Genomic DNA, 22,825 nt, shown 5'->3' with positions numbered 1-22,825 from the left:
ATTTTGACATGTCACACAGCGATGCTCGAGAGCGATGAAGTCGTCTAAATTGCACCATAGAGCATGGATAGTTTCGCAAGCAAGATTATCTCTTCGGAGTTGCACAAGTCGGTGTATCTAGAATCCTGCGCAGCTCCTTTAACAATGCTTCAGCCGTATAAGGTTTGGGTAGAAGCACATCAACACCCACACTGGAAACATCGGCTAATGTATTGTCCAGCACTAAACCGCTTGTCGCAATGACTTTGACCTCAGCATTCATTTTTTTTAAGGTGCGGATTGCCGTAAGTCCATCCATTTCCGGCATCATCAAATCCATCAAAACGACCGCAATCTCTTGATTGTGCTTGACGTAAAGTGAGATCGCTTCAAAGCCATCACTCGCCGTAAGCACTCGATAATTCTGGTCTTCTAGCATTGTTTTGGTGATATCTTGAATCGATGTTTCGTCATCGACCACTAAAATGAGTTCACCGTGTCCAGGCAGTAACTCTAGCGTCGCTGTTGAAGATGTACTCTGGTTTTTAGACGTGGGCAAATAGACCTTGAAGCAGGTTCCTTGACCGATTCGGCTATCGACCTCAATAAAGCCCGCATGGCTTTTAATGATGCCTAGCACGGTCGAAAGCCCTAAACCTGTGCCTTTACCGACTTCTTTCGTGGTGAAGAATGGATCAAAAATGCGATCGACGACTTCAGGCGGAATGCCCGTGCCCGTATCAGAGATAGCAATCATGACATAGTCTCCTGCTTTCGCATCAAGCTGCGTCCGGGCATAGGATTCATCAATGACAACATTGCTGGCAGAAAGGGTCAAAATTCCGCCGTCAGGCATAGCATCGCGAGCATTCACGCAGAGATTCATCAGAATCTGATGCAGTTGAGTGGGGTCGGCATAGACCAGATTGAGGCTAGAAGGGGGGAGTTCTGTGCGAATGGAAATCGATTTCGGGAAGGTGCGGTTTGTAATTTCTTTAATTTCTCCAAGTAAATGAGAAACTTGTACCGCCGTGCGCCTGCCTTCAGTTCCGCGCGCAAACGATAGCACTTGCTTGACTAATTCGGCTCCACGCTTCGCGTTGGATTCGGCAATTTTTAGGAGTTGCTGAGTGCGATCGTCTTCCTGGGGAAACTTCAACAACAACAGTTGAGAGGTCGCTAAAATAGGGGTCAGAATATTGTTGAGATCATGGGCAACACCGCTTGCTAGAGTTCCAATACTCTCTAATCTTTGAGCGCGGAGGAATTGAGCTTCAAGCTGTTTTTTCTCGGTGATATCGGTATCCACGGTCAGAATCGATTTTGGCATCCCCACTTTGTCTCGCACCAGCGTCATGCGGCTCATCACCGTGATCGCTTTGCCCGACTTGGTGAATTTTTGCAGTTCTCCTTGCCATGCGCCTTGATCAAACACAACTTTCAGCGCTGTTTCAAACTCTTGAGGCTGAAGATTGTGGAGCAGTTCAGTTGCATCCTTTTCCTGGATTTCGGCTTGTGACCAGCCATAGAGCTGTTCTGCTGCATGATTCCAAAACAGAATGTGATTGGCAAAGTCACGAGCGTAGATAGCGTCTGATGCTTCGTTTAATAACGCAGCCTGCTCTCGAACCATTTGCTCTGCTCGCTGACGCTCGATCAGTTCATTTTGTGTTCGCTCATAGAGTTCCGACTGTTGGATTGCAATTCCCAGTTGGGTTGCTAATTGCTGGAGGAGCGTTGTTTCGATCATCTGCCATTCATGTGTTCCTGAGCAATGATGCGCGATCAGCAGTCCCCAGACATAATTGTTTTGGAGAATTGGGACGACTAAGTTGGCTCGAACTTGGGCTTGCTCTAATAGCTCAATATGACAAGGACTTAAGCCTGCATTGTAGATATCAGACTTAGCACTTGTTTGACCTTGCTGATAGCGCTGAAGATAGTGCTCTTTAAAGCACGGATCATAAAACTCAACTGCAAGTACCGATTTCCAGGCAGGATCAACGGATTCATTGACAATTTTTCCACTGAAATCTGAATTAAAGCGAAAAATCACAACGCGATCGGTGTGCAAAAATCGCCGTACCTGATCGACCGTGGATTGTAAAATCTCATCGAGCTTGAGCGATCGCCGAATGCCTTGAGCAATTTCTCCGATTAAATGTTCTTGTTCGATTTGGTGCTGAAGTTGTTTCGTTAAGTTTTGTAGCCGCAGTTGCAGTTTGACGCGAGCAATCACTTCCTCACACTGCAAAGGTTTGGTGATGAAATCAACCGCGCCCAGGTCAAACCCGTGCACCTTGTCTACGACATCCGTGAGAGCTGTGAGAAAAATAATCGGAATCTCGCGTGTTGCTTCGTTAGCTTTGAGGCGGCGGCAGGTTTCAAAGCCATCGATTCCCGGCATGAGCACATCCAGCAAAATCAAATCCGGATGGGCATAGTTTGCTTTGTCGATCGCGCTTTCGCCGTCTTCTGCGACTAAAACCCGAAAGCCGGAATTTCCCAGCAAATCAAACAGCACTTCCAGGTTCGTGGGCGTGTCATCCACCACTAATATGATTCCTTGCTCAGATGTTTTAGGCTCCATAGCTACCCCTGATAGCGTTTGATTAATTCCAAAATTTGCCGTTCCTTAAATCCCTGCGCCAAGCGTCGAAGCTGAACGACGAACGGTTCCCATTCGGGGTTTTGTTGCTCTAGATGAGTAGCTTGCTCAAGAATTCCTTTGAGATCGCCCATGCGGGCAAGATCGAAGAGTGTATTGAGTTCGGCATGAGGTGGAGCAACAATTGGGTCTAAAGCATTTTCAGAGACAGTATGCTCTCTAGAAGTCTCAATTTCAGCTTCATAGTGCCACTCTAAATCGAGATGGGTTTGAAGTTGTGCGAGCAGTTCGGTTTCTCGAATTGGCTTGGCAATAAAGCCATTGCACCCTGAATCATGACTGGCTTGCTGATCGTATCCAAAAACACTAGCAGATGTCGCAATGACGATCGTATCTCGTAAATCTGGAGATTGCCGAATTTGCCGCACTGCCTCGAATCCGTCCATCACGGGCATCACCAGATCGAGCAAGATCGCATCCGGTTTGTTCTGATGAGCTTCACGAAGTGCGACTTGACCGTTTTCGGCTTCGATGACGTTAAATCCTAGCGGTTCTAGCAGATGAACGAGAACTGATCGGTTCGCCGCTTGATCATCGACGACAAGAACGCTGCGAGGTCTGCCTGCATAGCCAACTACGGCACGTGGAGAAGCAGCGCTCGGATCGGCACTCCGCGATCGTGCTTCTACTTCTGGCAGAACTAAGTCAAACCAGAATGTGCTACCTTTTCCGAGCGTACTGTTCACATGAATCTCCGAACCCATGATTTTCAGGAGTTGACTGCTAATCGAAAGCCCTAATCCGGTGCCTTCCGTTTTACGATCGGATTCTCCCACCTGTTGAAATGGCGAAAAAATCGCTTCTAACTGCTCTGGCGCAATGCCAATCCCGGTATCTTGTATCTCAAAGCGAACTTTTGTATTTTCAATGCACCCTACTTGAAATAAAACGCTGCCAACTTCGGTGAATTTGACCGCATTTCCTAAAATATTAAGTAAAATTTGCCGCAAGCGTTTTTCATCTGCATAAACATATTGAGGCAAGGGCAATCGCGGTTGATAAATCAAGGTGATCTGTCTTTGTTCGGCGCGAATTTGGCAGATATCCGCGATCGCTTCGAGAAAGGATGGAAAATGAAACTTCTGAGGGACAAGCTCCATTTTCTCGGCTTCAATTTTAGATAAATCGAGTAAATCGTTGATCAGCGTCAGCAGATGCTCTCCACATTGATGAATGATGCCGACTCCTTTTTTCTGAAACTCGTTGAGACTTCGATCTTTTTCTAAAATCTGCGCGTAGCCGAGAATGCCATTGAGCGGGGTGCGGATCTCATGGCTCATATTCGCTAAAAATTCGCTTTTCGCACGGGTTGCTGATTCTGCAAGTTCGCGCGCGGTTTGCATCGCGAGTTCTGCCTGCTTGCGCTCGGTAATGTTGTCGAGTACCCAAAGGCGACCGGGCACATCTCGCCCATCGGTTGGTGTACTTGAAAGGCTTAATACGATCGGCTGCGGATCACTCAAAAACCAGTGCCAATCTCGAATCTTTGCGCCGGGTTGTGTGAATAGCTCGGCTGCTTGAGCGGCAATTTCAGCTTGATTGTCTGCTTTCAGGCGCAGAGCAACCATTGCTTGCGCGATCGCGCTCGGCTCAACTGCACCATGCGCTAGATTCAGATACTTGGCTGCGGTGTGATTGATCCATCCCTGTTCGCCACTTTCATCGATAAAGACAATGCCTTGAGGAATTGTTTCTAACATGGCTTCAAATCGCGCTTGGAGTTGATCAAAGCGCAGTGTTAGATCTTGAAACCTAAGCAGATTGCCTAGTCCGCCCCGCAAAGAGTCGAGAAATTGTTGCAGCGATCGAGAGGGATTTATCCGCTGATGCCACAGGAGCACAATTGCTCCCTGTACGTTCTCAACCTGCTGTAACGGTAAGACAGCGATTGATCGAACGCCTTGCGCTAGGAGAGCAGGTGAGGCTTGCGGGGTCGAAGCATAGTCTGAGTAGTGCAGACATTGATTTTGGCTGAGTGCTTCTGCAAACAACATTGGCGTTGTCAGTCGATCCGGTAGGATATTATGCGGTAATGCAGCTAGTGCTTCAGCGGTGACTTCATCTAACTGGCGGAGCGCGATCGCGCCTGTTGCACCCGTAATTTTTTTTAGCGCAGTTAATGCCTGCTGAATCGCGTGTTCTGGTGTGAGGGCAGTTTCATCTTGAATGAGCGATGCCAGCATTGCTTGAGATGCCTGCTGCCATTCTTGTCGTAACAGATAGACTCTCACTCCAGATCCCAAGAGACCTACAATTCCTAATGCGATCGCAGATCGGATGGGAATGTCGCGGTTTAACAAAGCGACAAAACCGAGTCCGCTCATCCACTGAGATCGCGGACATACAACGCAAAGTGCAAACAAAACCGGAGCGACCAGCCACACTAGAGGCGCTTGTATCAGCACTCCTAACCCTAACTCTGCCAACATCAGCATGAAAATCAACGGCGCAAACGTGGGTAGCCAATCAGGATGTTGATTAGCGCAAAACGCAACTGGATCAGAATCGAAGCGATTTAAACGATAAAACATTCTGCAAGTGTTCGAGTTACCACGGCAGGTGCACTCAGATGAGGAAGATGCCCCTCAGCATCAATATTGATTAGCGTAGCCTGAGAAATTTTATCTGCCATGTATCGCCCAACTTGTGGCGGTACCGCGATATCATTGTTTGACTGAAGAATTGTTGTTGGGACTGTGAGCTTAGGAAGATCGGCGCGGTGATCCGATTGAAAAATCACTCGCGCAACAGCTTGTGCTACATCAGGACGAATCGCAGAGAGGGTTTTTGCAAACTCGCCTGCTAACTCCGGGCGCTCTGGGTTTCTCATGGCTAAGGGTGCAAAACCTCCAGCCCAGGCATAGTAGTTGGCTGACATCGACGCATACAAGGCATCGAGATCTGACTGCTCAAATCCGCCAATGTAATTCGTTGCCGGATCGTTAAGATACCGAGGAGAGGCACTGATAAACAATAACTGCCGAAACCGAGCCGGATCAAGCAGCGCAGCCAGCAATCCCACCATGCCACTCACAGAATGTCCGACAAAAATGACATCTGTTAACTGAAGTTCTGCTAACAGTTCAAGCACATCTTCAGCATAACTGTACAAAGACCGATAGCGACGCGGACTATACGCATTCATATCGGATTGACCTGCACCAATGTGATCAAACAACAGAATGCGGTAAAACGGTGTAAACGCTTCAACTTGGTGCCGCCATGCGGTTTGATCGCTGCCAAACCCATGTGCAAGCACTAGGATTTGCTCGCCCTGACCGACCACTTGAGCATGATGGCGATTGAGAACTCGACTCAGCATCTGCAAGCCCCTCTACCGGGATCTTTCTATATCCATCATGACATTGCTCATCAACTCTGTTTACCAAGCTTAGTATTACTCAATATTCGGGAGGAAAGACGGAGCCACAGCCCGTCCGCTGCTAATTCTTCTGATTGGGCTAAAATTATTAGTAATCAGTCCGTAGAATAAACCTCGACATACTTTAGCGATCGTCATTTTGAACCAGCAATTGCCCTGGGTGAATGCCGAACTCGTTATCGCGTTTACAGGTCTAGGGTTGAATCCCAAAGGTATAGAGTGTAAATCTGCTTTGTTGCTGTAGATAGAGATATCGCTTTCAGATCGTTATTATGCTAATTGGTGTTCAATGAAACTGAATTTGTTCAGTTTCATTGAACTAGGCGCTTTACTAAGGGGTGAGTGAGCTTGCTAGCTCAGTCGTTCTCATAGCGGGCATTAGGGCTAGGGGGAAGTATGACGATCGTGAAACCTGTGATCATCGTGCATGGGGGAGCCAAAACGATTTCAGAGAATGATGTGGCAGCGAATCAAGCGGGATGTCGAGCAGCAATTGAAGCGGGTTGGGCAGTCCTCATTCAAGGGGGAAGTGCAGCAGGAGCAGTTGAGGCAGCAATCCGGGTCTTAGAATCTGACCAAACGTTTAATGCAGGGTTTGGCGCAACTTTAAACAGTGAAGGCGAGGTTGAAGTTGATGCGGCGATGATGGAAGGAGCAACGTTAGGTTGGGGAGCAGTTGCCGCAGTGCAAGGAGTTCGTCATCCCATTGTAGTAGCTCGCAAAATTATGGAGGAGAAACCGCGATTGCTAGTTGCCCGCAGTGGAGAACGTTTTGCCCGCAATCATGCTGTTGAGATTTGTGCTAAAGAAGCCCTGGTGAGTGAGGGACAGTACCAGGAGTGGAAAGAAGAGATCGAAGTTTTGGATCGTCCGAATACGGTCGGTTGTGTTGCACTCGATGCCGATGGAAATCTAGTGGCGGGGACTTCCACGGGTGGAACAACAGGACAACCTCAAGGGCGCGTTGGGGATACTGCATTGGTTGGCTGTGGCTTGTATGCAGACAATCAACTGGGAGCCTGCTCGACAACGGGTGATGGTGAGTCGATTATTCCAGTAGTACTCGCCAAAACAGCGATCGATGCGTTAAAAGACAAACATCCTGATGCAGCTGCACAATGGGCGATCGACACGCTAATCAGTCGAGTCGAGGGAGAAGCTGGATGTATTTTAATCGATCGCCAAGGGCGCATCGGTTGGGCACACAATTCTCCTGACATGGCAGTTGCTTATATGAGCGAGGATTTAGTACAACCTGCCATTTTTACCCGTAAGGATCAAACTCTCGTTCAATCGTTGTAAAACCTGTCTAATGTTTTGTGATGTCTTCTCCAAGTCCCTTTCCATTTTTTCAAGGCAATTCGCTGTCTGACTTATTTGCTCAGGATATTCAAGTCGATCGCGATGCCCTCATTTTGAACTATCCTGCTACGGCAAGTTGGGCAGCTTATCCAAACACGCAGCAATACTTTTTGCAAGATGGGAGTAGTGAAGCGACTAAAACTTCGTTTGATAAAATTTGCCAGAAGGAACCTTGGAAAAATTTAGCAGTTCTAGGGGATACGCTACCTGGGATTGTGATTGTTCCGCCTCCATCTCTGCTTGTTCAGTACTGGCGCGATCAGTTTGATTTTCAGGATCAGCAGTTAAAGATGATGGATTGTTCGACGTACTTGGATGATCTCAATGAGAGTGATCAGTACGATCGCATAATCACTTTATTTCCGTTTGACCGATTACGACCCGGAAAGCACGCGATTCACCCAGACACCCATTACTACTTGCTGAGTAAAGTAACCCTTGCCGAGCTGGGAGTGCCTTGCCCGAACTATCAAACCTATCATTTAGCTCAAACGAGCCTTGATCAAATTAGCCTGCCGGCCCAATTTCCTTATTTGATTAAAACCTCACATGGTCTTTCAGGTGAGGGAACTTATATCATTCGTAATGATAGTGATCTGAACTATTGCTTACACGAACTGGAGAAGTATCTCAAGATCAATCTACTCCAAACGATTGTTGTCTCAGAGTTCATTCAGCATGAGGTGCATAATTACTGCGTTCAATTTTATGTCAATCAACAAGGCAACATTTCCCTGATTGGTGTAACTCAGCAATTGGTTAGCTCTACAGGGGACTATCTGGGCGGTTTGATTGACTATCACAATGATTTGAGCCAGTTCTTTGAAATCATTGAGGCAGTAGGGAACTATGCTCACAAACAAGGATATTTTGGGGTGATTGGTGTAGATATCTTGGAAGATAGAGACGGACAACTCTATGCGATCGATGCTAATTTTCGGATTAACGGGTCTACTCCTTTGTGTCTTCAGCGCCATGAACTCTTGAAGTTAGATAAAGCGATCGCGAAATACGCTAGCAGTTATCGCATGGAAGGAACGCTTGATTTTATCTTGACGGAGTTGAAACGAGAGCTAGAGCGGAAAGATTTTTTGATTCTCTCAGCACTAGAGAAAGTGAAGTACGGCAAAATTTATACTGAGATTTATGGCATTGTGACAGGAGCAACGCGAGAAGAGATGCGGCAAATTGAACAACACCTGCATGATAAAGGATTGATGTTGGCAGGTTAAGGCATAGATTCTGCATCAACTTTGCCCAGATGGATCTGTCTTACACTGATGGGCTGTGGTCGCCAGAAAATACAGATAACGATGCGGTTGAGCAGCAGTAGACTGATCATAACGCTAGACGAGAGAACTCTCAACTGCCACTCCAACCGAATTGTTAGCTGGCTGGCACAGTCTCTCTTTGTTGTTCTCGCTCTTGTGCCAAAGTTTTACGATACTCAGTAGCCTCAGCAACCTTGGTGAACTTAATCTCTGATTTACAAGTTCTAAGCTCTGTGTCAATTTCTCCAACAGCTTTAACAATTTCCTCTATCGAAACTCGGAAAAACTCCTTTCTACCGTTTGCTTTATTCATTCTCCTAGCATCAAAACGTTTGTGCAGTCGTGACTCAAGTTCCGGAGCATTTGCACAGTTGATCATTGCATGAACATCAAAGGGGAATGGAACAGAAGCATCGCCTAATTCTTTGACTCGATCTAATGGGTCGAGTCGGCGTGTCATACCAATTTTGTAAACATGATCGCCAAATGAACCAATGTTTGAAATGATGTAAACATATCCAGATTTCGTCATTTGCGCTTGAGACATAGCTCTTTGTCTGATGGCTTCAGCTTCTGTTAACCTCTGCTGCAACTCTTCAATTTGAGCCAGAAGTTTTTCTTGCGCTTTCCCAGTTGCATTTTCTACATCTTTACGAGCTTTTTCCAAGGCTTCTTGATAGCGTTTCTCTTCACGTTCCGCTTCCTGCTTCGCTTTTTCTAACTCTCGTAAGGCTCGTTCCTCTTCACGCATTTGCTCACGAATGGCACGCTGTTCCTCTTGTTCTTGATACTTTTTTTCTTGATATTCGTGAGTCAGCCAAAGCTCCTGTAACTTCAAGTCAAAATACTGTGGTGTAATTTTACAATATGTAGTTTGAGACAACTTGTTCAATTCATCAAATGCTTTTCTAATCCGTTTCTCCATCGTTTGAACATTGTTGTACTTTACTTTCATAACGGCAGCCTCAGACTCGCCATTGAAAGCACGCAAAACTAATCTAAGGAAATTATCGGTCATTTTTTTGCCTTCTTTGAGGCTTCCACTCACTGACCACTCAGTACTACAGATAGCCGCCGTTTTGTCTTTTATCATTTGCTTCTGCTGGGCACGAATCACATCTAGACGTTGCTTGTACTCTATAGCTTCCTGAAAGTCATACTTGGAGTCATAGAATCCGAATTCTTCAACAAAGTCCTGTTCCTCTAGCTCTCGAAGCTTTGTTCTTAAGACGGCAACTCTAGTTGATAGTTCGTACTCCTCAGCCTTTGATTGCTCATTAATCCGCCTCGATTGCTCAGTCAAAGCTGTAATTTGGCTGTCTAGAGTTCTGATAGATTCTTCTTTAGAAATTAGTCCGCCATACTTTCGATCTGCATCTTGTAAGCGCCTATTAGTCTCTTCTGCTTGTTGTCGAAGTATCCGATTTTCGTTTTTGTGTTGTTGCAGTTGCTTCACTACGAAAACGAGAGCAGTGATTGAGCCAGTGGCGAGAAAAAACAACAGATACGTCATACCAGTAAACCGAAAGCATTTTAATCACATGTTAATCAAGATTTCTAAGTAATTACCCAGTGTCCGCCTAATTTTGAGGTTTATTTAAAACTTTCTTCCCTTAAACGTAAGAAATCGTATATCCTGTCTACTCCCTAGCGGTCTTCAAACCTTTCCTCAACCAACTAATCGAAGCCCGCCATCTCAGCTTGAGACGGATTTGGCCCGTCCGACTTTGTCTAATTCCCCAGATCGGGATTTTAGAAAGATAGAAATCTATGTGACACTTTAATCGTAATAAGCAGCAATTTCAGTGGATGGAATTGTTCTTCTCGTTCGATCGCAAATATAACCTCGGCAGTGATGTTCATACTGTCACGGATGATGCGGTATTAATTTGATCTGATTACAGGCGTGCCTTTTCGCTTTTTCGTTGATTTACAGGCTAAACTGAGAAGTACTCTTTTAATCGTCATTCTGAGAAAACTTGATGGCTAAAGTGACCGAGGTTTCATCAAATTTAGTGATTGTGGGCTTTCATGCACTCTCTGAGCCATTGCGTGTTCAAGTGCTAGATTTGCTGCGCGATCGCGAACTTTGCGTTTGTGATCTGTGTGAAGCTTTAAGCGTCACCCAATCAAAGCTTTCTTTTCATCTTAAAACATTGAAAGAAGCTCAGTTGGTCAAGTCTCGGCAAGAAGGACGCTGGATTTATTACAGTTTGAATTTGCCACAGTTCGTTGTCCTCGAACAGTACCTCGCTGAATTTCGCCGTTTCAGCCCAATCTTACCCGCTCGAAGCTGTCGCGACTCGGAATAATCCATCAAGTTTTTTACAATTCTTAAGCAGAATGTTTTGTAGCACACTTGAGCAAATCAAATTTATTTGAAATGATTGAGCTGTTAATTATTGAAGCATCAATGAGCTTCATTATGAAAATGCAGACCTCAACTCTCTTCAAGTTTTTGCTAGGGACTGGATTTGTCATGACGGCTGGATTAGTTGGGTGTACCTCCTCGAATCAGGCAACTGACTCTAATCCATCCCAGTCTTCTACTCCTGTAAGAGCAGATGTGCCAAACCCAGTTGTGCCGACTTACTCTGGGATTAAAATCGATGGATCGAGCACAGTTTACCCAGTTTCGGAGGTCGCTGCGAAAGAGTATCGCAAAGAAAAAGGGGACAAAGCGGGTGCGATCGACGTTAAGTTCTCTGGCACAAGCAGCGGCTTCAAAAAATTCTGTGCTGGTGAAATCGATATCAACAATGCTTCTCGCCCGATTCTTAAAGAAGAAATCGAGGCTTGTGGAAAAACAGGAGTGCGTTTCTATGAGCTACCGATCGCGTTTGATGCCCTTACCCTGGTGGTTAATCCGCAAAATACTTGGGCAAAAGATATTACGGTTGCCGAACTGAAGAAGATTTGGGAACCTGCTGCTCAAGGCAAAATTACGAACTGGAACCAGGTTCGCGCCTCTTATCCAAACCAACCACTCAAACTATATGGTGCAGGCAAAGAGTCTGGAACATTCAACTATTTCAATGAAGTCACAACCGGAAAGCCAAATGAGAGCCGGACAGATTACACCGCCAGCGAGAATGACAATGAGTTAGTCGCGGGAGTCCTAAAAGATCCCAATGCTCTAGGCTACTTTGGGCTTTCGTACTATGAAGCTCAGCAAAATGAACTTAAAGCCCTCGCTGTGGATTATGGTCAGGGTCGTGGTGCAGTTTTACCCTCACGAGAAGCGGTTGAGAAAGCGCAGTATCGCCCGTTCTCTCGTCCCTTATTTATCTACGTCAACATTACTGCTGCACAGCGTAAACCGGAACTGCAAGCGTTCGTAACATACTACCTCGACAATGCTAAACGGTTTGTCACCCAGCTCGGATACATTCCACTGCCGGATGAAGGCTACCGATTGACGAACCTGCACTTCTATCAAGGCAAGGTAGGAACAGTATTTGATGGGGTTCCTCAGCCTGATTTGACGATTAGTGAACTCCTTCGTAAACAAGCTGTATTTTAGGAATCGCGTTGAGCAAGATTGCGATCGATACGTCGCGAAGTCGTCACAACTCTGGAAAGTCAAAACAAGTTTTTTAGATTTGATTTATCTAAAACAGCCCTGAATTGAAGTATTGCATTAGAATAACTCTAACGTTATTCTAATTTAAGTTGAAATGAAGCAGTAGCTTTAAGGTGAGGCACATGGTTGTACGAGTTGGAATCAATGGTTTTGGTCGGATTGGACGGCTCGATTTCCGTGCTGCTTGGGGTTGGTCGGAATTTGAATTTGTTCACATCAACGAAGTCAAAGGCGGAGCGGAAACTGCCGCTCATTTACTCAAATTTGATTCAGTGCATGGGCGATGGGCACCCGATGTCGAAGCTGGAAGCGATCGCATTCTCATTGATGGACAGCCTGTGACCTTCAGCGAATATGCGAAACCCGGTGAAGTCCCTTGGGAAGATTACGGCGTTGATATCGTGCTGGAATGTTCAGGTAAGTTTCGCACTCCTGAAACACTTGATCCCTACTTCAAGCGCGGAGTGAAAAAGGTGATTGTCGCGGCTCCCGTCAAACAAGGAGCGCTCAATATTGTCATGGGAATCAATGACCATCTTTATCAGTCGGATGAGCATCACCTCCTAACTGCCGCATCTTGTACGACCAATTGCCTTGCGCCTGTAGTGAAAGTGATTCATGAGGGGCTAGGCATCAAGCATGGAATCATTACAACGATTCACGACAATACCAACACTCAAACGATCGTTGATGCTCCCCATAAAGATTTGCGTCGTGCGAGAGCCACAAGCTTATCGCTCATTCCAACAACTACAGGATCAGCAACCGCGATCGGGCTAATCTATCCGGAACTCAATGGTAAGTTGAATGGTTTAGCAGTGCGAGTTCCCTTGCTCAATGCCTCGCTGACAGATTGCGTGTTTGAAGTCGCGCGATCGACCAGTGTTGAAGAAGTCAACCAATTGCTCAAAACAGCCTCGGAAACTTCGTTAAACGGCATTTTGGGATACGAAGAACGTCCGTTGGTGTCGATCGACTATAAAGATGATCCGCGATCGTCGATTATTGATGCCCTCTCCACAATGGTTGTCGATGAAACCCAAGTGAAAATTTTGGCTTGGTATGACAACGAATGGGGCTACTCGAATCGTATGGTCGAACTGGCTCGAAAAGTTGCATTGAGTTTGAATTAACCCTTTTATCATTGCCCTATGTCATCTACAACGGCTCATAATGCCAACCTAAAAAACTACATCCTCGTGACGCTTGCTTATTGGGGATTTACAATCACTGATGGCGCATTGAGATTGTTAGTTCTGCTCTATTTTTACGAGATTGGTTACTCGCCGTTGCAAGTTGCATTTCTCTTTCTGTTTTATGAAGTGTTTGGAGTTGTGACTAATTTCTTCGGAGGTTGGATCGGCTCTCAACTTGGGTTAAAAGTGACGCTCTATGCAGGAATCGGGTTGCAGATCTTTGCATTGGTGATGTTGTCATTTCTCGATCGTAACTGGGCGCAATGGTTTGCAGTTGGATATGTGATGGTCTCTCAAGCCTTTTCTGGCATTGCAAAAGATCTGACGAAAATGAGTTCTAAGAGTGCGATCCGATTGGTTGTGCCCCAAGATGCACAGTCTTCATTGTTCAAATGGGTTGCAATTCTCACTGGATCAAAGAATGCGCTCAAAGGATTCGGATTCTTTCTAGGCGCTGCGTTACTTGCATCGATCGGCTTTGTCAATTCGCTGTGGTGGATGGCAGGTGGATTGTTTGTCTTGATGTTCACTGGATTGATGTTGCCGAAAGGTATGGGCAAGATCAAAGCCAAGGTGAAATTTACACAACTGTTTTCTAAGAGTCGCGAAATCAATATCTTGTCAGCCGCAAGATTTTTTCTCTTTGGTTCTCGGGATGTTTGGTTTGTTGTTGGCTTACCTGTGTTCCTACGTGGAGTACTTGGCTGGTCATTCTACCAAGTCGGTAGCTTCATGGCGCTCTGGGTCATTGGCTACGGAATTGTTCAATCCTCTGCCCCTGCGTTAATTCAGCGATTTGGGTCGGGTCGTCCGCCCTCGACGAGTACGATTCGATTTTGGACGGTTACTTTGACGATCGTACCTGCCTTAATCGCGATCGCGCTTGCTGTTGGGGTCGATCCAAACTCTGCGATCGTCGGTGGCTTACTGATTTTTGGTGTTGTCTTTGCGTTCAATTCAGCCGTACATTCTTACTTGGTTCTCGCGTATACGGATGATGATAAAGTCGCCCTGAATGTTGGGTTTTACTATATGGCAAACTCTGGAGGACGATTGGCAGGAACCGTTTTATCAGGGCTAATCTATCAAAGCTTTGGGCTGATCGGCTGCTTGTGGACTTCAGCCGCATTTGTTGTTGCTGCAGCACTGATTTCTCTCAAATTGCCAACCCCAAAGCCGAGTAAAGCGATCGCTTGGAAAGCAAAAGACGGAGACTAATGCGATGAGCCTCAATCCTCGATCGACGAATACTGTTCCCGTACAAGCTGGCAGTGCATTGAGCTTCTTTGAGAAATATCTAACTCTTTGGGTCTTTTTGTGCATTGGTATCGGCATTGTGCTAGGAAGACTGTTTCCGGAGATTGCAACAACGCTAGATGCAATGAGCCTTTATCAGGTATCAATTCCGATCGCGGTTTGCTTATTTTTCATGATGTATCCCATCATGGTGAAGATCGACTTTTCACAAGCTAAGCAAGCCGTTCGCGCTCCGACTCCTGTGATTTTAACCCTAGTCGCGAACTGGCTCATTAAGCCGTTTACGATGGTTGCTTTTGCTCAAGGATTTTTAGGAGGAGTGTTTCGTCCTTTGCTGACTGGAACTGAGGTGATCAGAGGCAGCGAAGTGACGTTAGCGAATTCGTACATTGCTGGAACGATTCTGTTGGGAATTGCGCCATGTACTGCAATGGTGCTGATGTGGGGTTACTTATCCTATAGCAATCAAGGTCATACCTTAGTGATGGTTGCGGTAAATTCACTTGTGATGTTGTTTCTGTATGCACCTTTGGGGCGTTGGTTATTGGCAGCAAATGATTTAGCTGTTCCATGGGAAACGATCGCGCTTTCCGTTGCCATTTATGTTGGTTTGCCATTAATTGCTGGGATTTACTCGCGCCACTGGATTTTGAAACACAAAGGGCGAGCGTGGTTTGAGCAAAAGTTTTTGAAGTACCTGAACCCGATCGCAATTTCAGCCCTACTGATCACCTTGATTCTGCTGTTCGCGTTTAAGGGAGAATTAATTGTTAGCAATCCCCTACACATCTTGCTGATTGCAGTCCCACTCTTTTTGCAAACCAATTTTATTTTTCTGATTTCATATGTTGCTGCTCTGAAACTTCGATTGCCTTATGAAGATGCAGCTCCCGTTGCACTGATTGGAGCAAGCAATCATTTTGAAGTTGCGATCGCCACCGCTGTTGTTTTATTTGGCTTAAATTCTGGAGCCGCCCTAGCAACCGTTGTCGGGGTATTGATCGAAGTCCCAGTGATGCTGATGCTGATAGAAGTCTGTAAACGCACTGCCTTTTGGTTTCCGCGCCAGCCTGAAAAAGCAACCTTACCCGATCCGCGTTGTATCTCGTCTCGCCACTGAACCGCATTGCGTCTCAATTGCTGCTCAAAATCCACATTCTCTGTTGTCTTTAAAGCGTCCTTTGAGACATCGGCTCTCTTAAAATATAGAGTACAGCGCATTCCGACCACCACTTATCCATGAGCTAAAGTAGTCGGAGCGCTAGTACCTTACAGGCTAACTGGGAAGAATTCGAACTGAATTCATTCAGTTCTGAATTTACCGATGACCCAACCATTTTGCTGCGATCGCACCAAAGGCAGCACCGACAACCGGATTACTCAGAAATTTCACCAATGCAGGTTGATCGGCTAATACGTCATGAAAAATATCCGGGTGATTGTGATACACAAAGGCAGCCAGTTTACTGACATCATCTGCACTCATGCGACTTGGGTGATGGGTCGATAGTCCAAGTTGCTTTTCTAAATCGCGATCGTGAATGCCGCGTTTCTTAAGATGGCTGAAAAATTCTCGCGCCACATCATCTCGCTCATTGGGTTTGATTTGCGCGATCGCTTTTTGCAGTTCGGGTTCCATCTGGCTTGAGGGCACCTGATTTGGATTGAAAGAACGGCTAAAGATCTGATGACGTTCATCTCTTGTCGATCGTTGAGCAAAATCATCAAAATTTTGATAGTTCTGTGAAGTGCTTTCTTCGTCAATGCTCTCGGTATTTCCACCCGCCAAATCTTGCATGACTTGGCGCTTATAAGCGTCACTACTCGACATGATCATTTCTCCTGGTCAAATCACTAAATACTGTAGATACGTTACTAACTTGCAGACTGATATTGAATCTTGTTGGACTGTTGATCATACTGAGCCGTCAGAATCAACTGCTTGTCCGGGGCATAAACTAAGACCGTGAGATCTTGATTGGGAAAGTTTTTATGAAATCCTTGCGTCAGCGATCGAGTCAGATCTTTGACTTCGGTCGGACGCACCTGTGAAGAAATCACAACCCCTAATTTATTGTTGTCGCGCACGTAGGCATCTTTGATCAAACCTTTGCTGGTCGTCACAACCCAGTTGCCAAAATCTTGTCCTACTCCTGAATTGCCGCGTTCAAGCTGGCTATAACTGCGGGTAATGGGTGCAGAAACATTGGTTGGAGGTGCTTTAGCAGTTGCAGCACTACATGCAGTGGTAAATAGCACAACGAAAACGAGCGCAATGGTTGCGAGAACCTTGCGACTGTGTTGAAAAACGTTCACGGTATCCTCCTGAGTAATAAGTGGATATCGAAGTCATGCGGACAAAACTCTGGGTGAAGAATCTGTCTGCAAAATCTTTCCGAATGGTGGAGATTTGGACAACTTTCCTAATGAAGTGCCATAGGGCATGTCCTAACTTCTAAAGTAAATGCTCTACTTTTGCTTAAGAGTAAAGATGTTGCTCAGCTGATTTCACCCGTCTGAGGTTGCAAGTCAGTCTACCTCTTGGGGTTTTTCTACGAGGCAATTAATGATTCAGTTTATGTCTAACAATCGATAGATGAGTATGAAAAATCTTCGACCTACTGTATGAAGTAAATCCCCTGCGCTTAAAGCGATATGGTTTAGTCATGAACCCATTAAAGCTTCGTTTAGAAGAATGTTCGGCATTCGGAATTTTAGTTTTAAATTATCTCGAAAAAAATCCGCAGACTAACATGAGCCAACTTGCGAGAGATGTGAACATTTCAAGAGCAGGACTTGGCTGGATTTGCCGCAAAGAAAGCAATCCTGATGAACGCACAGCAAATCGCATTGCTCGGATTATTGGAGTGGATCTGACTGAAGTTGCACGGCTGGTTCACGAAAATAAAATCGAGAAACTTGCGAGGCGCAGTGCTCTTGAGTATGCCACGAAATTTAGTAAAGATTCAGTTCACATCGTGATTCCTCAAGAAGATGCGATCGCTGGATTGAATGCGATCGTCCAAGCATTTCATACCGTGACTCGAAGTGTGCCAGAGATCGAAAAACCGACAGACTTCCAGATTTACAAACAAGCTTATGAAATTGTGAAGCGGCAGTTTTTAGCTCGAAATATTCCTAGAAAGCAGAAGACAACGATTTAATTGATTGTCAAGTTCCAGTCACTCTGCCCTGGCATTGACCCATCCCAATCTTGACGTACCCCTTTTCTTCACAATAGCCCTGAAGCGTAACTTCATCTCCTTCGACTAGAAACGATCGCACTTCTCCCGTTGGAAGCGTGATCGGCTGTGTTCCTCGTTGCGTGAGTTCTAACAAGCAGCCTTGAGTCCCTGTTTCATTGCCTGAAATTGTTCCGCTAGCAAATAAATCTCCAGGGCGAAGATTGCAGCCATTACTCGCATGATGGGTGAGCATTTGTGCCACTGTCCAATACATATGTTGGAAGTTGCTCTGACTTAGACGCAAGGGGGCTATGTTCTCTTGACGCATTTTTGCAGAAGACAACATGACTTCTAGTTTTATGGAAATCCCACCTGTACTTTGATTAGAAGATGACATGAGATAAGGCAGAATTGGCGGATCATCGACTGACCTTGTAAATGCAGTGCCTCGAAATGGAGCAAGAGCTTCCATCGTCACAACCCAGGGAGAGAGTGTAGTTGCAAAGCTTTTAGACAGAAAAGGACCAAGGGGCTGGTATTCCCAAGCTTGAATGTCTCGCGCCGACCAATCATTTACAAGGCATAAGCCGAATAAGTGGTCTTCTGCTTGATCGATCGAGATGGTGTCTCCTAAGTCATTTCCTTTTCCCACAAAGCAACCGACTTCAAGCTCATAGTCCAACATTTGAGTCGGGGCAAATGTCGGAGTTGAGCTATTTGCTGGTTTCTGCTGACCGTGGGGAAGTTTGATTGAAGTGCCAGTTGGAACAATAGATGATGCTCGTCCGTGATACGCGATCGGGACATATTTATAGTTCGGCAGTAGGGGATTGTCGGGGCGAAATAGCTTACCCACATTGGTTGCGTGAAAAATAGAAGCGTAGAAATCTGTGTAATCGCCGATCGTGGTAGGCAAAAGCAATTGTGCGTCTGACATCGAAACAAGGATTCTGCTATCGGGAGCTTGTCCGACACGAAGTAATTGGCTGAGATGATGGCGCAGGCGTAACGAGGCTGGCTTCCCCATCGCCATCAATGAGTTTAAGGTCGAAGCACAGCAGGCAGCTTGCAGAGCTTCTGGTAGTTCCTCAAGTCGCCCAAGTTTCTGGCAAGCCATGAGATCGAGAATTTGATCGCCGATCGCAACGCCAATATGCGGTGTTTCAGAACGATTTTGGGCTTGAAATATTCCAAAAGGAAGATTCTGAATTGGGAAATCAGTGTCGGCTTGATTTGCAGAGTGAACCCAACTCCGCAAATTTGGATCGTGAGTGAAATCAATCGCGCAGGTCATAAAAGTTTCAAGTTATAAAGGTCATGAATTGGTTCTTCAAAAGAACAAGAACCGACCGATCGAAAGAATTGCTGTCGAGAATACTCGATCGCTGATCTGGGAAGCGAGAACTCATGCCAGCCAATTTCGATATCGCTCAGTTGGAATGCATCGATCGACGACTCCTCAAGGATTGCCACAACTTCATTCAGTGGGATAGCTTGTTGATAGGCAAAAGCTGAAGCGACCGCAACATTCAAAAAGCCGTGCATTGTTGTAGAAGTTCTGTTCAAAGCATCAGTGAAGCAATGACCTCGTATGGCATGATGTAATCCAGCCGTTACCTTGAAGGGAATTCTAGCATTTGCTAAGGATAAGATGCGTTGTCCCAGTTGCGTACTATTAGGAAATGCATCGCTCGTGATACCGCCTGTTCGCAACTTTGCGCCTGCTCCGATTTGGTGCAGAATATCCAGATAGGGTTCTAAATCAACATTAAACGGAATTTCAAAAAAAGTATCTACTTCAGTCGGTATTTCTAGCCTGATTGACTGCATCTCAATAGGTGAGAGTGGGGCAACTTCTAAGGCACTAATACGAATAGAAGGCTCTGTTTTAGTGAGTTGATATATCTGCTCCAAGTCTGATCGCCAGTTTCTAGACACAATCACGCTTAATGAGTAGGGCTGAGATGAAGCGGCATTCTCAGAAGGTAAAAGCTTGATGAACTCTAGAAGGCGAGCAGCAGGCAAGACGAAGCGATCGAGCATCCAGCAATGTGGAGAAGCGTGAGCACGATCGTAAATATTTATTGCTTCAGGTAGGCTTAGCTGTGCAGGGGGAAAGAGTCCGGCATAGTCTATAATCCGTGTGAGAAGTTGTTTGAGCGACGTTAACACTCGGTGATACCTCCTTTAATCAGCAACTTGAAGATTTGATGTATGTCTTCAGCATTCTCTTAAATCTATCCTTGTGATTAGCAATTCTGAAAAGTTAAATCTATAATCTAATTATGGCTTCTCAGATTGGTTCTAGTAACTGATTTTGAGAAGCCTCAGGAACTCTATCCTAAACAGCGCTTCAAACCCGTTGGGTAGCTATCTATCAGATTCACAAATTTTCACAACTTCTTCTTGATTCTTGCTAGCTACTTTAGGCGTCACTGGTTCTTGACCTCATTGACTGTTAAAGTTCTTTGCATTGTTCCGCCTGTCACTTCCAATCACAGGCAAGTGAAGCGAAGGGGCTTTCAGGCGTTTTGTCTGCTTCTCTACAGGGCTTGTATGTAAGAGTAAGGCTCTTGATGCATTCTTCTCGGCTGAGAGGGGCTAATTTTATTTACCTTTCCTCTACTAAGGAGGAACCTAATGGCTGAGTTATTTTCTATTTTATGTTTTGATCACCTTGAGTTTTATGTTGGCAACGCAAGGCAGGCAGCAAGTTTTTATGAAACGTTCTTTCAATTCACAAACATAGCGTATCGGGGCTTAGAAACAGGGAGTCGCAAAGTTGCTTCGTATGTCATGCAGCAAGGCGCAATTCGATTAGTTCTCAGTACAGCGCTGAATTCTGATCATCCGATTGCTCAGAGTGTGTTGAAGCACGGCGATCATGTCGCTGTGATTGCTGTGCAAGTGCCGAATGTTGTGGATGCTTATCAACATGTAACTATGCGAGGAGCGATCGCTGCAATACCGCCGACTCGCGTCGAAGATGAAACAGGAATTCTGCAATATGCAGCGATTCATATTTACGGAGATGTACTTCTCAAGTTTGTCGATCGACAGAACTATCGAGGCATTTTTGCACCCCAGTTTCAAGCTCGACATTCAGCGCTACCAAATCATGACGCAGGGCTTCAAACCATTGATCATATTGTTGGCAATGTTGAACAAGGTGAAATGGAACATTGGGTGAAGTTTTTTGCTGACACAATGGGCTTTCAGTTGTTGGTTGGCTTTGATGATGCAGCGATTTCGACTGAGTATTCAGCATTGATGTCGAAAGTGGTGCAAGATGGCTCTGGCAAGATTAAACTCCCGATTAATGAACCTGCTTTAAGAAAGGGAAAATCGCAGATTCAGGAGTATTTGGAATTTCATCAAGGGGCGGGAGTGCAGCATATTGCTTACTCAACTCACAACATTGTAGAGACGGTTACAAAACTAAAACAAGCAGGCGTTGAGTTTCTGAATGTCCCACGCTCCTACTACGAAGATTTAGAAACACGAGTTGGCAAGATTGATGAATCGATTGATCGTCTAGCAGAACTCGGAATTTTAGTCGATCGCGATCAGGAGGGTTATTTACTCCAAATATTTACACAGCCTGTTGAAGACCGTCCGACTTTGTTCTTTGAAATCATTGAGCGTCATGGTGCTCAAAGCTTTGGTGAAGGCAATTTCAAAGCTTTATTTGAGGCGATCGAACGTGAACAAGCCCTGCGAGGAAATCTCTAGGCAGAAGTTAGAAATCACGGTATCCAGCAATGACGTACTATAATCGGCTCGGTACAATTCCCCACAAGCGACATACCCAATTTCGTGCGTCAAATGGTTCACTCTATCACGAAGAATTGATGGGGATTCGTGGCTTTACGGGTATTCAATCGCTGCTCTATCATTTGTACCCGCCAACGCAAGTTTACAAGGTGTTTCTGGAGCAAACGATCGCGCTTGAGTTTGAAGAGGTTGGGGCACTGCGTCATCGCCATTTGCGGACTCAGAAAGCATTGAGTAAAGGAGATGCGATCGCATCTCGCATTCCTCTGATGGCAAATGGAGAGGTCTGTATTTCAGTCGCACAACCGACAGAGCCAATGTCGTATTGGTATCGATTTGCTCATGGGGATGAAGTCATCTTTATTCATGAAGGGAGTGGTTTACTAGAAAGCCAATACGGTGAGTTGCACTATCATCCGGGTGATTATTTGGTGATTCCAACTGGAGTTATCTGGCGAATTCTGCCGGATAGTAGTACGGCTCAGCGCATGTTAGTCATCGAAGCTCAAGGACATATTGATCCGCCTGCTCGGTATCTGAATCGATATGGGCAATTCCTAGAACATGCACCTTACAGTGAACGAGATTTGCGCCCACCCGAAACTTTAACTCCTCACGATGAGATGGGTGAGTTTGAAGTGCGAGTTAAGGCGCGCGATCGCATTACGACCTATCTTTATCATCATCATCCGCTCGATGTGGCAGGTTGGGATGGCTATCTTTATCCTTATGCCTTTAATATTGCTGATTTTGAACCTGTAACTGGGCGCATTCATCAACCACCGCCTGTACATCAGACCTTTGAAGCGCCAGGGTTTGTTATTTGTTCGTTTGTTCCTCGGTTGTTTGACTACCATCCGCTCGCTATTCCTGCACCCTACAATCATTCCAATGTCGATTCGGATGAAGTGCTGTACTACGTTGAGGGCAATTTTATGTCCCGTAAGGGGATTGAGCGATCGTCGATGACAGTACATCCGAACGGCATTCCGCATGGGCCACATCCCGGGATGTACGAAGGATCGATCGGTAAAGAGCGCACGGATGAACTTGCTGTCATGATCGATACGTTTCGTCCGCTAAAACTGACTCGACAAGCAGTGGAGCTAGAAGATATGCAATATCCCTATAGTTGGGCTGCTTAAAGGCAATTCCAGGTTTGTTTCAT

18 protein-coding genes are annotated in these 22,825 nt (G+C 45.7%); 10 read left to right on the top strand and 8 right to left on the bottom strand.

The annotated features are described in order from the left end of the window. Window positions 1–85: 85 nt before the first annotated feature. Genes ACMUEV_RS03555 through ACMUEV_RS03545 form a run of 3 tightly spaced genes read right to left on the bottom strand, consistent with a single transcriptional unit; the run spans window position 86 to window position 5,969 of the window. Window positions 86–2,569: a response regulator gene (locus ACMUEV_RS03555; protein ID WP_190651768.1), complete on the bottom strand. Its 2,484-nt coding sequence runs from the start codon at window positions 2,567–2,569 to the stop codon at window positions 86–88. A gap of 2 nt (window positions 2,570–2,571) precedes the next feature. Then, the gene (locus tag ACMUEV_RS03550) at window positions 2,572–5,178 is read right to left on the bottom strand and encodes an ATP-binding protein (protein WP_190651770.1); all 2,607 of its coding nucleotides are present in this window, start codon (window positions 5,176–5,178) and stop codon (window positions 2,572–2,574) included. Beyond that, the gene (locus ACMUEV_RS03545) at window positions 5,163–5,969 is read right to left on the bottom strand and encodes an alpha/beta fold hydrolase (RefSeq protein WP_017290672.1); all 807 of its coding nucleotides are present in this window, start codon (window positions 5,967–5,969) and stop codon (window positions 5,163–5,165) included. Before ACMUEV_RS03545 ends, ACMUEV_RS03550 begins: the two co-directional genes overlap by 16 nt. Before the next feature lie 456 nt (window positions 5,970–6,425). Between ACMUEV_RS03545 and ACMUEV_RS03540 the strand changes: the two genes are divergently transcribed. Together ACMUEV_RS03540 and ACMUEV_RS03535 are read left to right on the top strand one after the other, a co-directional pair. Then, entirely contained in the window at window positions 6,426–7,331 is a 906-nt protein-coding gene (locus tag ACMUEV_RS03540) for an isoaspartyl peptidase/L-asparaginase family protein (protein ID WP_190651772.1), read from the top strand. 20 nt (window positions 7,332–7,351) lie between these two features. Beyond that, window positions 7,352–8,623: an ATP-grasp domain-containing protein gene (locus tag ACMUEV_RS03535; RefSeq protein ID WP_190651774.1), complete on the top strand. Its 1,272-nt coding sequence runs from the start codon at window positions 7,352–7,354 to the stop codon at window positions 8,621–8,623. A 154-nt stretch (window positions 8,624–8,777) separates the two neighbouring features. Here the strand turns inward: ACMUEV_RS03535 and ACMUEV_RS03530 are convergent, their stop codons facing one another. Further along, window positions 8,778–10,175, bottom strand: coding sequence for a DUF4041 domain-containing protein (locus ACMUEV_RS03530; RefSeq protein ID WP_190651776.1), 1,398 nt, complete (start codon window positions 10,173–10,175; stop codon window positions 8,778–8,780). Window positions 10,176–10,644: 469 nt separating this feature from the next. Here ACMUEV_RS03530 and ACMUEV_RS03525 point away from each other — a divergent pair, with 469 nt between their 5' ends. The 5 genes from ACMUEV_RS03525 (at window position 10,645) to arsB (ending at window position 15,818) form a co-directional block, all read left to right on the top strand. Further along, the gene (locus ACMUEV_RS03525; RefSeq protein WP_190651778.1) at window positions 10,645–10,974 is read left to right on the top strand and encodes an ArsR/SmtB family transcription factor; all 330 of its coding nucleotides are present in this window, start codon (window positions 10,645–10,647) and stop codon (window positions 10,972–10,974) included. Between the two features lie 113 nt (window positions 10,975–11,087). Beyond that, window positions 11,088–12,185 (top strand): PstS family phosphate ABC transporter substrate-binding protein, encoded by a 1,098-nt coding sequence (locus ACMUEV_RS03520; RefSeq protein WP_199329527.1) that lies wholly within the window; start codon window positions 11,088–11,090, stop codon window positions 12,183–12,185. A 182-nt stretch (window positions 12,186–12,367) separates the two neighbouring features. Continuing rightward, entirely contained in the window at window positions 12,368–13,378 is a 1,011-nt protein-coding gene (locus ACMUEV_RS03515) for an ArsJ-associated glyceraldehyde-3-phosphate dehydrogenase (protein WP_017290677.1), read from the top strand. Between the two features lie 18 nt (window positions 13,379–13,396). Then, window positions 13,397–14,659 carry an organoarsenical effux MFS transporter ArsJ gene (gene arsJ, locus ACMUEV_RS03510; protein WP_190651779.1) on the top strand — a complete coding sequence of 421 codons (1,263 nt, stop codon included), beginning with the start codon at window positions 13,397–13,399 and terminating at the stop codon, window positions 14,657–14,659. A 4-nt stretch (window positions 14,660–14,663) separates the two neighbouring features. Further along, entirely contained in the window at window positions 14,664–15,818 is a 1,155-nt protein-coding gene (gene arsB, locus ACMUEV_RS03505) for an ACR3 family arsenite efflux transporter (RefSeq protein ID WP_190651780.1), read from the top strand. A 198-nt stretch (window positions 15,819–16,016) separates the two neighbouring features. Here the strand turns inward: arsB and ACMUEV_RS03500 are convergent, their stop codons facing one another. Both ACMUEV_RS03500 and ACMUEV_RS03495 read right to left on the bottom strand, forming a co-directional pair. Then, window positions 16,017–16,529, bottom strand: a complete 513-nt coding sequence (locus ACMUEV_RS03500; protein ID WP_190651782.1) for a hypothetical protein — start codon at window positions 16,527–16,529, stop codon at window positions 16,017–16,019. Window positions 16,530–16,573: 44 nt separating this feature from the next. Next, entirely contained in the window at window positions 16,574–17,014 is a 441-nt protein-coding gene (locus ACMUEV_RS03495) for a hypothetical protein (RefSeq protein WP_017290680.1), read from the bottom strand. 350 nt (window positions 17,015–17,364) lie between these two features. On the opposite strand from ACMUEV_RS03495, the gene ACMUEV_RS03490 reads away from it, so the two are divergent. Further along, on the top strand, window positions 17,365–17,862 hold the full coding sequence (locus ACMUEV_RS03490) for a helix-turn-helix domain-containing protein (protein ID WP_017290681.1): 498 nt from the start codon (window positions 17,365–17,367) through the stop codon (window positions 17,860–17,862). A gap of 7 nt (window positions 17,863–17,869) precedes the next feature. Here the strand turns inward: ACMUEV_RS03490 and fahA are convergent, their stop codons facing one another. After that, window positions 17,870–19,177 carry a fumarylacetoacetase gene (fahA, locus tag ACMUEV_RS03485; RefSeq protein WP_190651784.1) on the bottom strand — a complete coding sequence of 436 codons (1,308 nt, stop codon included), beginning with the start codon at window positions 19,175–19,177 and terminating at the stop codon, window positions 17,870–17,872. Further along, complete coding sequence (locus ACMUEV_RS03480; RefSeq protein ID WP_190651786.1) at window positions 19,174–20,055, bottom strand: hypothetical protein; 882 nt, start codon at window positions 20,053–20,055, stop codon at window positions 19,174–19,176. Before ACMUEV_RS03480 ends, fahA begins: the two co-directional genes overlap by 4 nt. 468 nt (window positions 20,056–20,523) lie before the next feature. Between ACMUEV_RS03480 and hppD the strand changes: the two genes are divergently transcribed. Beyond that, a complete protein-coding gene (gene hppD, locus ACMUEV_RS03475; protein ID WP_190651788.1) occupies window positions 20,524–21,615 on the top strand; it encodes a 4-hydroxyphenylpyruvate dioxygenase in 1,092 nt (363 codons plus the stop codon). 29 nt (window positions 21,616–21,644) lie between these two features. Further along, the gene (locus ACMUEV_RS03470) at window positions 21,645–22,802 is read left to right on the top strand and encodes a homogentisate 1,2-dioxygenase (RefSeq protein ID WP_190651790.1); all 1,158 of its coding nucleotides are present in this window, start codon (window positions 21,645–21,647) and stop codon (window positions 22,800–22,802) included. Window positions 22,803–22,825: the final 23 nt, after the last annotated feature.

Source organism: Leptolyngbya sp. FACHB-1624, assembly GCF_047649235.1.
GTDB lineage: Bacteria > Cyanobacteriota > Cyanobacteriia > Leptolyngbyales > Leptolyngbyaceae > Leptolyngbya > Leptolyngbya boryana.
The sequence above is the reverse complement of the archived record's forward strand: the minus strand, read 5'-3'. Positions and strand labels throughout refer to the sequence as shown.